This is a genomic window from Acinetobacter guillouiae CIP 63.46, assembly GCF_000368145.1.
Lineage (GTDB): Bacteria > Pseudomonadota > Gammaproteobacteria > Pseudomonadales > Moraxellaceae > Acinetobacter > Acinetobacter guillouiae.
The window spans coordinates 260,454-272,870 of sequence record NZ_KB849282.1 but is presented as its reverse complement, the minus strand read 5'-3'; the positions used below and the strand labels follow the sequence as shown (position 1 = coordinate 272,870).

The 12,417-nt window shown below is 39.7% G+C and carries 9 protein-coding genes; 8 read left to right on the top strand and 1 reads right to left on the bottom strand.

The annotated features are described in order from the left end of the window. The first annotated feature begins 13 nt into the window (after window positions 1–13). The 3 genes from rpoC (at window position 14) to F981_RS03505 (ending at window position 5,607) form a co-directional block, all read left to right on the top strand. Entirely contained in the window at window positions 14–4,207 is a 4,194-nt protein-coding gene (gene rpoC / locus F981_RS03515; RefSeq protein WP_004718473.1) for a DNA-directed RNA polymerase subunit beta', read from the top strand. Window positions 4,208–4,290: 83 nt separating this feature from the next. Next, window positions 4,291–4,854: a hypothetical protein gene (locus F981_RS03510; protein WP_004718472.1), complete on the top strand. Its 564-nt coding sequence runs from the start codon at window positions 4,291–4,293 to the stop codon at window positions 4,852–4,854. A gap of 396 nt (window positions 4,855–5,250) precedes the next feature. Beyond that, entirely contained in the window at window positions 5,251–5,607 is a 357-nt protein-coding gene (locus F981_RS03505) for a hypothetical protein (protein WP_004718470.1), read from the top strand. A 173-nt stretch (window positions 5,608–5,780) separates the two neighbouring features. Here F981_RS03505 and F981_RS03500 read toward each other — a convergent pair whose 3' ends face one another. Then, entirely contained in the window at window positions 5,781–6,269 is a 489-nt protein-coding gene (locus F981_RS03500) for a PaaI family thioesterase (RefSeq protein ID WP_004718468.1), read from the bottom strand. A 119-nt stretch (window positions 6,270–6,388) separates the two neighbouring features. Here F981_RS03500 and F981_RS03495 point away from each other — a divergent pair, with 119 nt between their 5' ends. The 5 genes from F981_RS03495 (at window position 6,389) to htpG (ending at window position 12,350) form a co-directional block, all read left to right on the top strand. After that, window positions 6,389–7,264: an alpha/beta fold hydrolase gene (locus tag F981_RS03495; RefSeq protein ID WP_035372395.1), complete on the top strand. Its 876-nt coding sequence runs from the start codon at window positions 6,389–6,391 to the stop codon at window positions 7,262–7,264. A 144-nt stretch (window positions 7,265–7,408) separates the two neighbouring features. After that, a complete protein-coding gene (locus F981_RS03490) occupies window positions 7,409–8,827 on the top strand; it encodes a Na+/H+ antiporter family protein (protein WP_004718465.1) in 1,419 nt (472 codons plus the stop codon). Window positions 8,828–9,205: 378 nt separating this feature from the next. Continuing rightward, window positions 9,206–9,817, top strand: a complete 612-nt coding sequence (locus F981_RS03485; RefSeq protein WP_016539694.1) for an OmpW/AlkL family protein — start codon at window positions 9,206–9,208, stop codon at window positions 9,815–9,817. Between the two features lie 167 nt (window positions 9,818–9,984). Beyond that, window positions 9,985–10,326, top strand: a complete 342-nt coding sequence (locus F981_RS03480; protein ID WP_004718461.1) for a lysozyme inhibitor LprI family protein — start codon at window positions 9,985–9,987, stop codon at window positions 10,324–10,326. A gap of 92 nt (window positions 10,327–10,418) precedes the next feature. Beyond that, window positions 10,419–12,350, top strand: a complete 1,932-nt coding sequence (htpG, locus tag F981_RS03475; RefSeq protein ID WP_004718460.1) for a molecular chaperone HtpG — start codon at window positions 10,419–10,421, stop codon at window positions 12,348–12,350. Window positions 12,351–12,417: the final 67 nt, after the last annotated feature.

Genomic DNA, 12,417 nt, shown 5'->3' with positions numbered 1-12,417 from the left:
ACGGAGAAAAAAATTGAAAGACTTGCTCGATATCATGCGCAAAAAGACGGATTCAGATGGTCATGCTCCAGTAGAGTTTGACCGTATCCGTATTGGTCTTGCGTCACCAGAAATGATTAAGTCATGGTCGCACGGTGAAGTTAAAAAGCCAGAAACCATTAACTATCGTACGTTTAAACCAGAACGTGATGGTTTATTCTGTGCCAAAATCTTTGGTCCAGTAAAAGATTACGAATGCTTGTGTGGTAAATACAAGCGTATGAAATATAAAGGCGTCATTTGTGAAAAATGTGGCGTTGAAGTAACAACTGCAAAAGTTCGTCGTGAGCGTATGGGTCACATCGAGCTTGCTTCTCCAGTTGCGCATATTTGGTTCTTGAAATCATTACCAAGCCGTATCGGTTTATTACTTGATATGACTTTACGTGATATCGAACGTGTATTGTACTTCGAATCTTATGTGGTTACTGATCCTGGCATGACGCCAATGGAAAAGTACCAACTTCTTAACGATGAAGAATACTTCACAGCGTTAGAAGAACATGGTGACGAATTCAGCGCGAAAATGGGTGCAGAAGCAGTTCAAGATTTGTTGAAAGACATCGATCTTGAAGCTGAAATTTCTCGTTTACGTGAAGAAATTCCGAACACAACTTCAGAAACGAAGCTTAAAAAAGCCTCTAAACGTTTGAAGTTGATGGAAGCGTTCAAAGAATCGAACAACAAGCCAGAATGGATGGTGATGAATGTACTTCCAGTACTTCCACCTGATCTTCGCCCGTTGGTACCGCTTGAAGGTGGTCGTTTTGCGACTTCTGACTTGAACGACCTTTATCGTCGTGTGATCAACCGTAACAACCGTTTAAAACGTCTTCTTGACCTTGCTGCACCAGACATTATCGTACGTAACGAAAAACGTATGTTACAAGAGTCTGTAGATGCGTTATTGGACAATGGTCGTCGTGGTCGTGCTATTACCGGTTCGAACAAACGTCCGCTTAAATCTTTGGCAGATATGATCAAAGGTAAGCAAGGTCGTTTCCGTCAAAACTTACTTGGTAAGCGTGTTGACTACTCTGGTCGTTCGGTAATTACTGTAGGTCCAACTTTACGTTTACACCAATGTGGTCTTCCGAAGAAAATGGCACTTGAATTATTCAAGCCGTTTATCTTTGCTAAGCTACAAGCTTCTGGCCAAGCAACAACCATTAAAGCTGCGAAGAAAATGGTTGAGCGTGAAACTCCTGAAGTTTGGGACGTTCTTGCATCTGTAATTCGTCAACATCCAGTGATGTTGAACCGTGCGCCAACACTTCACCGTTTAGGTCTTCAAGCATTTGAACCTATTCTAATTGAAGGTAAAGCGATCCGTTTACACCCACTCGTTTGTGCTGCGTTTAACGCCGACTTCGATGGTGACCAAATGGCGGTTCACGTTCCATTAACACTTGAAGCTCAATTAGAAGCTCGTGCGTTAATGATGTCGACCAACAACATCTTGTCACCTGCCAACGGTGAGCCGATCATCGTACCTTCTCAGGACGTTGTCTTGGGCTTGTATTACATCACACGTGATGCAATCAATGCCAAAGGTGAAGGCATGGTGTTTGCGGATACTCACGAAGTAAACCGTGCACTTGCAACAGGTCAAGTTGACTTACATGCACGTGTAAAAGCACGTGTACACCAAACAGTGATTGATGAAAACGGTAACCGTGAGCATCAAACTATTGTTGTAGATACGACACCTGGTCGTTGCTTACTTTGGGAAGTTGTTCCTGAAGGTATGGATTTCCAACAAATCAACGTTGAGATGACTAAAAAGAACATCTCTAAGTTGATTAACTCTTGCTACCGTAAATTAGGTTTGAAAGATACAGTTATCTTTGCTGACCAATTGATGTACTTGGGCTTCCGTCAAGCAACACGTTCTGGTGTTTCTGTGGGTATGGAAGACATGTTGATTCCACCACAAAAACAAGCAATTATCGAAAAAGCAGAAGTTGAAGTTCGTGAAATTGAACAACAATTCGAGCAAGGTTTCGTAACTGCGGGTGAGCGTTACAACAAAGTTGTCGATATTTGGGCGCGTACTAACGACCAAGTTGCCAAAGCGATGATGGACAACTTGTCATTCACGACTGTTAAAAACAAACAGGGTGAAGACGAGAAGCAAAAATCATTCAACAGTATCTATATGATGTCTGACTCAGGTGCCCGTGGTTCGGCAGCTCAGATCCGTCAGCTTGCAGGTATGCGTGGTTTGATGGCGAAACCAGATGGTTCGATCATTGAGACACCGATTAAAGCAAACTTCCGTGAAGGTTTGACAGTACTTCAGTACTTCATTTCAACACATGGTGCGCGTAAAGGTTTGGCCGATACAGCACTTAAAACAGCAAACTCTGGTTACTTGACACGTCGTCTGGTCGACGTTGCGCAAGACTTGGTTATTACTGAGCCAGATTGTGGTACGTTGGAAGGTCTTGTAATGACTCCGTTCATTCAAGGTGGCGATGTCATTGAGCCATTAAGTGTACGCGTATTAGGACGTGTAACTGCTGAAGACGTGAAAAAAGCGGGTTCAGATGAAGTTGTTCTTCCACGTAACACATTGATTGACGAGAAAATCGCTGCGTATCTTGAAGATGCGGGTGTCGATGAAGTTAAAGTACGTTCAGTTGTAAACTGTGCTTCGACTTTCGGTGTATGTGCTAAATGTTATGGTCGTGACTTGGCGCGTGGTCACTTGGTAAATCCAGGTGAATCTGTCGGTGTTATGGCTGCGCAATCAATTGGTGAACCTGGTACACAGTTAACCATGCGTACATTCCACGTAGGTGGTGCTGCAAGCCGAACGTCTGCTGCAAATAGCGTACAAGTACGTAACAAAGGTACAGTTCGTTTCCATAACGTTAAAACTGTTCAACATGCCAAAGGTCACTTGGTGTCTGTTTCACGTTCAGGTGAAATCGGTATCGCTGATGATTTAGGTCGCGAACGTGAGCGTTATAAACTTCCATACGGTGCGTCTATCTTGATTAAAGATGGTCAACCTGTAGAAGGCGGCGGTATTGTTGCAACTTGGGATCCGCATACACATCCATTGGTTACAGAAGTTGCTGGTAAAGCACGCTTCAGCCAAATTTCGGATGGCGTAACTGCAACATCGAAAACTGATGATGCAACGGGTATGACCACTGTTGAAATTTTACCTGTAACAGCACGTCCTGCTTCTGGTAAAGATTTGCGTCCTGCAATCGTGTTGGATACAACCGATGGCGGCGAACAGTTCTACTTCTTGCCACAAAACACGATCGTGACTGTTCGTGATGGTGAGACGATCGGTGTTGGTGACGTTATTGGTCGTGTACCACAAGAAACTTCACGTACTCGTGATATTACCGGTGGTCTGCCACGTGTAGCTGACTTGTTCGAAGCACGTAAGCCGAAAGAACATGCAATTCTTGCTGAAATCTCAGGTGTTGTAAGCTTTGGTAAAGAAACCAAAGGTAAGAACCGTTTAGTGATTACACCAGATGATGGCTCTGAAATTTATGAAGAGTTGATTCCAAAATGGCGTACCATTAACGTGTTTGAAGGTGAGCATGTGAACCGTGGTGAAACCATTTCTGATGGTCCACAAAACCCACATGACATCTTGCGTTTGAAAGGTGAAGTTGCATTAACCAACTACATCGTGAACGAAGTTCAAGACGTTTACCGCTTACAAGGTGTAAAAATCAACGATAAGCATATCGAAGTAATCGTTCGTCAAATGTTGCGTAAAGTTGACATTACCGACGGTGGCGATACAAGCTTTATCAAAGGCGAACAAGTGGATTACATCCGCGTTGTGGGCGAAAACCAAGCGGTATTGGCTCAGAACAAGTTCCCTGCGAAGTATGAACGTCAATTGATGGGTATTACCAAAGCATCGCTTTCTACTGACTCGTTTATCTCTGCTGCATCGTTCCAGGAAACAACACGTGTGTTAACTGAAGCGGCTGTAACAGGTAAAGAAGATGATTTACGCGGCTTGAAAGAAAACGTTGTTGTAGGTCGCTTGATTCCAGCAGGTACTGGTCTTGCATACCACTTAGAGCGTCGTCGTCAAGAAGCAGAAGCTGCAGAGCATGAGCTTGTAAATGACTTCTCTGAAGTAGATCAAGCATTCTCTCAAGCTTTAAACGAAGATTCTTTCTAAGTTAAACAGCTTTTGAAATGAAGAAGACGCCTTAGGGCGTCTTTTTTTATATACTGAGTAGACCTCAGTCACAAACATTAAAAATGGCAGTTAAAATTAGAAATATATGGGTAGTTTTACTGGCAGTCATGTTCGTTCCCGTCTGTTTGTTGATGTTTTTACCTGCTCAGCCAGAAATGAATTGGCAGCACGATGTATTTCAATTCATCACAGAAAAATTAAAGATTCAAACGGGAAGGTTTGGTCCCTTGGCTTTTTATACTGTATCGGTGACTGCATATTTTTCACTATTGAGCAGCATTTGGGCCGTTTTTTTATTTTGCATGATTTGGCAAGAAGAGCGTGAAACTACACTTCAAACAACGCCCCAGACAGCGCAGTTTAAGTTGTGGGATGGCGTGCTTGTGGTTGTATGTATTCTTGGGTTTATCTGGTTTAGTTTTTCGATGATGCAATGGCATTTCGCGAAACAAGATATGACCATAGGTTTAGGTCGAAATGGCTATTTATTCCAATCCTTGTATCACTATCAACTTGGTGTTGTCTTTGCTGAACTCTTTTTTATGCTTTTCTTGGTATTCAGCCAGCTGGCAATCTTGATGCTTGTTTATGCAAGTTATCATTTTCTCAAAGAAAAATTTAAATAAACAAAATTAAAATTCAGTATGAGGTATTTGATGGTTAACCCCTTGTTTTAAAATTTTAACTAGAAAGCGGTTACTCAAAGATAGGCTTTTTTCATAACGCCTTTTTAAAACGATAAATCAACATGAAATTTCCCTCATCCTAGCTTTCTCCCAAAGCGAGAAGGGACTTTCAATACCAATATAATAATTCACTCAACATGATCATCTTTTGATTTATGAAAACGATCTAATAATTTCTTATTAACATGAATGTTATTTAAATTAGATGGTGCATCTTTGATAATCAAAGACTACAAATGGCAACATGAAAATTTAATTTAATCCATAAATTAGTGTTTTCATACAATCAGTGGTAATCAACTGCATTTGTAAGTTCAGATAGAAAGGATGAATAACATGAAAAAAATAGTAATGACTATGATGTGTGTGAGTTTACCTATTGTGATGCTTACAGGTTGTGAAAACATGTCAGCAAATGATAAGCGTATTGCTTCAGCGGCCCTTGGTGGTGCTGTTGGTGGCGGTGTAGGTAATCATGCAGGTAATGGCGTTGGTGCTGCTGTTGGTGCAGGCGGTGGTGCTGCTGTAGGAAGCAAAGCCAATAATGGTTCAAATCGCAATGCAACCTATAGTGGTATCGGTGCGGGTATTGGCTCAGTCCTTGGTAAGGGTGTTCTTGGCGGTGATGCCGGTGCTGCAATTGGTGGCGCGATCGGTGGTGGTGCTGGTGCTGCTATTGAGCAAAATAAGTAAGCGTCTAAACCCAAGACTCAATAAAAATAAGCGCAACGTATTAGCATTGCTGATTACGTGATGCGCTTATTTTTTATCCCTATTCATATCTAAGCTTAAAAGATCTGACCATCTTAGTACTATTGCGGCATCCTATTGATATTTCGCATTAGCAAGACTGATTTTAATCTTGTTTAGCGTTTTAAGGGGTGGGGGTTTTTACGACGGATATATACGGTTTTTTGTACCTCAGCAATTCTTAAACCAGAATCATCAAAAATATTCACGGTATAGTTACGATAGACTGGATTATAGTTTTCCGCTAAATCTTTGACATGTTCGATTTCAATCGCATCTAAACGAATATCTGCATAAACCGTACTACGTCCAGGGGAAAGGAAATTGATGCTTGCGGTTTTATCCCAAACCATATATTTCGGACCCAGATGATGCATTAAAAGAAGCATATAAAATGGATCAACCATTGAATACAAACTACCGCCAAAGTGCACACCAACAATATTTTGATTGCTATGTGTCAGTGGCATTTTGACCCGAACATGATAGTTTTTTAGATCAATTTTTTCGATTTCAATCCCTGCACCTTTATATGGAGAAAAATGATTCAACATAAACTTGGAAACAAATGGGATTGTCTGTAGTTTTTTGATTAGCGCATTCATGGTCAATTCTAGTTATCGATTTTTAAACCATAATAAAGAACTGAATGGAATGTGGCATTGATCCAAATGCCCTCTACAACGAAATCACAGCCAATGGTAAAACAATAAAAGGTGACTCAATGCAAGTGCAAACTTATTGGATATCCACACAAGATAAGCAAAAACTTTATGCAAAAACATGGGGTAATGCTGAAAACCCTGCATTGGTTTTAGTGCATGGCTATCCTGATAATCAGGAAGTTTGGGAACCGATTATTGAACAATTGATCTCAAAATTTTACATCATTACTTATGATGTGCGTGGGGCAGGACAGTCTTCTGTACCGAAACGAATTCGTGATTATGGCTTAGCACGCTTATCTCTGGATTTAGAGTGCGTGGTAAATGAGCTACTGCCCAATCGTAATTTTCATCTTGCAGCGCATGACTGGGGCTCGATTCAGTCGTGGGAATCTGTGACTGAACCTAAATTTAAAAATCGTATTTTGTCTTATACCACCATGTCTGGACCTTGCTTAGATCATGCTGCTTTTTGGATGCGCGAACAGTTCTTGCATGAAAAGCCTAAATTTTTTAAGCAGTTATTTAAATCTTGGTATATCGTTGCATTCCAGTTACCATTTCTTGCACCGACCGTTTGGCATTTCTTTAGTCCACAACGCTGGGGCGCAATTTTAACGCAACTTGAGAAAAAGAAAGGCTTACCGTTAAACCAAAATATTGCTAAAGATGGTGAACATGGTATCGGTCTATACCGTGCTAACTTTCTACCACGTTTAACTCGACCACGTCAGCGTTATGCAGTATGTCCTGTGCAGGCGGTTGTATTGTTAAGAGATAAATTTGTAAGCCCAGAATTGATTGATGAAGTGCCTAAATGGGCAACAGATTTTGAACGTGTAGAAGTTGATGCAAACCATTGGGCGATACTTAGCCAACCACAAGAGATTGCACAATATATTCAAGAATTTGCACTCAAAAATAGTGAGAGTTGATTTACTCAAAGTGATGATTAGTTCTTGTAAGAATAGGCATGTTTTCACATGGCCTATTCATTTTATGACCAGTTCGACTAAATTACAGCTTCATTGTAGTGAATCTGATAAAATATCGGCTTTCAAATTTTCGTAAATTTCTCCATGAATGCTGTCGTTATTGCGATTGCCGTGATGTTTATCTTGTCACTGGCACGAGTTTCTGTTGTTTTAACATTGGTTATTTCAGCAATTATAGGTGGGTTGGTTGCAGGTTTAAGTCTGTCAGATACAGTTACAGCATTTAATGCGGGCTTAGGTGATGGTGCAGAAGTTGCCTTGGCATATGCGGTATTAGGCGCTTTCGCTTTGGCACTTTCAAAGTCAGGCTTGCCCGATTTATTGGCATATAAACTGATTGGCTTACTCGGTATGGAAGCCACGCAGAAACAAGCAACCAAAGTAAAATTCTTATTATTGGGTATTTTACTGATTGCCGCGATTTGTTCACAAAACTTAATCCCTGTGCATATTGCGTTTATTCCTGTGCTTGTTCCACCGTTATTAAAAGTGATGAATCACTTGAAACTCGACCGTCGTGCCGCAGCATGTGTACTGACCTTAGGTTTGGTCGGCACATATATCTTCTTGCCTGTAGGCTTTGGTGCAATTTTTCTTGAACAAATTCTGATGGGGAATATCAACAAAATAGGCGCTGCTTATCATCTACATGTTGAAAGAAGCATGATGCCTATGGGGATGGCTATTCCTGTATTGGGTATGGTGATTGGTACTTTATTTGCTGTTTTTGTCAGTTATCGCAAACCGCGTATTTATGTTGATCGTAATGTTGCACCAATTACCACGATTGATTTAGATAAACCACTTCGTGCGGTAAATGTTGAGGTATTAAAAGCTGATGGCATTGCCTTAGAGCAAGAAGCCAAACAAGAAGCTCCTGTGATTGCCAAGAAAACTATTGTTATGGCATTGCTGGCAATCATTTTAACCCTGATCTCTCAATTGTATTCAGGCTCGATGATTCTTGGTGGATTGGTTGGATTCTCTGTTCTTTCTGCCGCAGGGATTTTTAAATGGCAAGAAGCGGATGATGTTTTTGTACAAGGGATGCGTATGATGGCATTGGTCGGTTTTATTATGATCTCTGCCGCGGGTTTTGCATCTGTGATGACCCATACTGGGGACATAAATCAGTTGGTTAACGGTGTTGTTCATTTGATTGGTGACAATAAAGCGCTGGCTGCTTTCTTGATGTTATTTATTGGATTATTTGTGACGATTGGAATTGGTTCATCATTTTCAAGTGTGCCTGTACTTGCAGTCATTTATGTTCCTTTATGTGTACAATTCGGCTTCTCTCCGCTTGCAACTGTTGCCTTAATTGGTACTGCGGCAGCACTAGGAGATGCGGGTTCACCAGCTTCAGATTCGACCTTAGGACCTACTGCTGGTTTGGGTGTAGATGGGCAACATGATCATATTTGGGATACAGTTGTTCCAACATTTATCCATTTTAATATTCCATTATTGGTGTTTGGTTGGATTGCAGCGATGGTTTTATAAGCCGGCATTGATCAAACATAAGGAGATTCATTAAATGATTGATGAATCTCCTTTTTTATGGTTATTTAGTCTGAAATAACTTGTGTTTGCGAGAAATTTCCTATAAATATTAAAAAATAAAATAATAGTTATGATTTTATTTATTTAAAATAACTAACCAATCGATAATATTATCTTGATTAAAATACTTGGTTTTAATTAAATAAACTTGATTAATTAAGTTGGGTTTAAAAACCAACCATATTGATATGGTTAAAATAAATTTACTTATATAACAATTATTTGAAAATATATGATAATTTTTGATTTAAATAAATGTTGCAATATTATTAATACCTATGTTTAATGCTTATTAATAACAACGCTGGGGTATTTATAATGTTAAAGCAAACTGCTCTTATTGCATTAATGGCAATTTCTTCTGCTTCATTTGCAGATTGGCAAGTCAAAGTTGGTGGTTCGGTGATTGCACCAACACAAGACACCAAAGTTGCTGGTGTTGGGACTGTGAAGGCAGACCATGAATATGCTTTTACGCCTTCTGTAGAATACATCTTTGGTGAAACACCTTTCTCTGCGGAAGTTTTATTAGCTACACCAATTAGCCACGATGTGAAATTAGATGGTGAAAAAGCAGTTAACCTTAAACACTTACCACCAACTGTAACGTTTAAATATAACTTTAAAAACTCTACACGTTTTACACCGTATATTGGTGTTGGTGGTACAGCATTCCTTGCATGGGATGAGGAATCATCTGGGGCATTGGCGGGCACTAAGGTTAAAGTTAAAGAAGATTTTGGTTTTGCTGGTCAAATCGGTTTTAACTTCCAACCTGCTGATGCAAAAAATTGGGGTGTTTTCTTTGATGCCCGTTATGCTCAATTAAGCCCAGAAGTGACTGTTAAAGCGGGTAATACCACTGCTGCAAAATTTGATTTAGATATTGATCCAGTTATCTATACTTTGGGTTATAGCTATAGATTCTAAGTTTGCTTTAGAATCATAAAAAACTCGGTAAATTTACCGAGTTTTCTTATTTTTACAGAGCCTTATATATTGAAACAAGAAGCAATAAAAAATAGTTATTTTTAGCTATATAAGCGCCGATTAAATCCATTTAATCTATCAGAACATCAATAAGACTTTGACATGATATGAAAAATTTAATTTTTATAATATTTGTAGGGTTAAGCAGTAGCACTATAGCCAATGCTGCAAGTTTTAATTGTGAGCGTGCCCAGACCAAAAGCGAACATGCCATTTGTGAGCATCGCAGTTTAAACGATGCAGATGTCAAAATGGCGACCACCTATACCATTATCCGTAAACTCGTTCCGATGGGAACACGGGGCGTGATACAGGATCAGCAAGTGAAATGGTTACAACTGCGCAATCAATGTCAGGACAATCTACGTTGTTTAACCGATGCGTATCAGATGCGCCAGCAAAAACTAGAGATTTATATGAATCGAGTTTACCAACAAGGCCCATTTTAAAAAAAAATAAATTTGCCTATTGAAATATGCTTAAACCACTCCATTTCTAATGCATTCAATAAAAAAGCGTTATGAATTTACGGAGTGATTTTATGAGTGAACAGAACGTACAACACAGTTCAAAAAAGCATAGCTTTCAAGCAGAAGTGGCTCAGCTTTTACATTTAGTGACGCATTCACTTTATTCTAACCCTGAAATTTTCCTACGCGAGCTGATTTCAAATGCTTCAGATGCATGTGATAAGTTGCGTTTTGAAGGAATTAACCATCCTGAATATTATGAGAATGATCCAGACTTACATGTTCGTGTAAGCCTAGATAAAGATGCTAAAACAATCACCATCTCAGATAATGGTATTGGTTTAAGCCAACAGGAAGCCATTGATAACTTAGGGACGATTGCTAAATCAGGCACCAAAGACTTTATGTCAAAGCTATCTGGTGACCAAAAAGCAGATGCGCAACTGATTGGTCAGTTTGGTGTAGGTTTTTATTCTGGTTTTATCGTTGCTGATAAGATTACCGTTGAATCTCGTCGTGCAGGTTTAGATACATCAGAAGGTGTACGTTGGATCAGTGGCGGTACAGGTGATTTTGAAGTTGAACAAATTGAGAAGACTTCACGTGGAACATCGATTATTTTGCATTTACGTGATGATGCGCTGGATTATTTAGAATCTTATAAAGTTAAACAAATTATCAATAAATACTCTGACCATATCAGCTTACCTATCGAAATGCAGAAGGAAGTTTGGCAGGAAGAAGAAGCTGCTGAAGGCGAAGAGAAAAAACCAGGTCATTATGTTAAAACAGATGAATGGGAAGCGATTAACTCAGCAAGTGCTTTGTGGACACGTAGCAAAGGCGAAATTACAGAAGAGCAGTATGTAGAATTCTATAAGAATTTAACTCATGACTTTGATGCACCATTGGCTTGGGCACATAACCGAGTTGAAGGCAGCACTGAATATACCCAATTGCTTTATATTCCAAGTAAAGCACCAAGTAATATTTTCACACGTGAAGCTAAAGCAGGCATCAAACTTTATGTAAAACGTGTATTTATTATGGATGATGCAGACAATCTGATTCCAAATTATTTACGTTTTGTACAAGGTGTGGTGGATAGTGCTGATCTGCCGCTTAACGTAAGTCGTGAGATTCTACAAGAAAGCCGTGATGTGAAAACCATCCGTGAAGGAAATGCACGTCGTGTATTGACTACACTGGATGCTTTAGCAAAATCAGAAGATCAAGCTGACCAAGACAAATTTAAAACCTTCTATGCTGAATTTGGTTCAGTAATCAAGGAAGGTTTAGGTGAAGACTTTGGTAATCGTGAACGTATTCTAAAACTTTTACGCTTCTCTACTTCGAGCAATGATGAAGTTTCAACATCATTGGAAGCGTATAAAGCACGCATGAAAGAAGGGCAAAAAGCCATCTATTATGTGACTGCCGATAGCTTAGCGGCTGCAAAAAACTCACCACAACTTGAATTGTTCCGTAAAAAAGACATTGAAGTTTTGCTTATGGCAGACCGTGTTGATGAATGGGCGATGGAGTTTGTGCATGACTTTGATGGTACACCTATGCAAAATGTCGCAAAGGGTGCAGTCGATCTTGGTGATTTACAAGATGCTGAAGAGAAAAAAGCACTTGAAGCTGCCGCAGAACAGTTTAAACCTGTGGTTGAAAAACTCTCTGATTCATTAAAAGCTAAGACCAAAGAAGTGCGTGTGACAACGCGTTTGGTGGACTCACCAGCATGTCTAGTGACCAGCGATGGTGAGCTTTCTCCACAATTGATTCGTATGTTAAAACAAGCGGGTCAGGCTGTACCTGAATCTAAGCCAATTCTGGAAATTAACCCAGAACATCCTTTAGTGAAAAAATTGGAAGGCTCGGCACAGTTTGATGATTTAGCCAATGTGATCTTTGATCAGGCAGTAATTGCTGAGGGTGGTTTACCTGATGATCCTGCGGAATATGTAAAACGTATTAACAATTTATTGCTTAAATAAGTCGTCATTTGTTTTAACAGAGCCTATCTTAGAGATAGGCTTTTTTATTAATAAGATTAAATGAATA

Coding starts and splice junctions, on each gene's coding strand:
- F981_RS03510 (WP_004718472.1), top strand. CDS start 4,291: ATGGCAGTTAAAATTAGAAATATATGGGTAGTTTTACTGGCAGTCATG.
- F981_RS03505 (WP_004718470.1), top strand. CDS start 5,251: ATGAAAAAAATAGTAATGACTATGATGTGTGTGAGTTTACCTATTGTG.
- F981_RS03500 (WP_004718468.1), bottom strand. CDS start 6,269: ATGAATGCGCTAATCAAAAAACTACAGACAATCCCATTTGTTTCCAAG.
- F981_RS03495 (WP_035372395.1), top strand. CDS start 6,389: ATGCAAGTGCAAACTTATTGGATATCCACACAAGATAAGCAAAAACTT.
- F981_RS03490 (WP_004718465.1), top strand. CDS start 7,409: ATGAATGCTGTCGTTATTGCGATTGCCGTGATGTTTATCTTGTCACTG.
- F981_RS03485 (WP_016539694.1), top strand. CDS start 9,206: ATGTTAAAGCAAACTGCTCTTATTGCATTAATGGCAATTTCTTCTGCT.
- F981_RS03480 (WP_004718461.1), top strand. CDS start 9,985: ATGAAAAATTTAATTTTTATAATATTTGTAGGGTTAAGCAGTAGCACT.
- htpG (WP_004718460.1), top strand. CDS start 10,419: ATGAGTGAACAGAACGTACAACACAGTTCAAAAAAGCATAGCTTTCAA.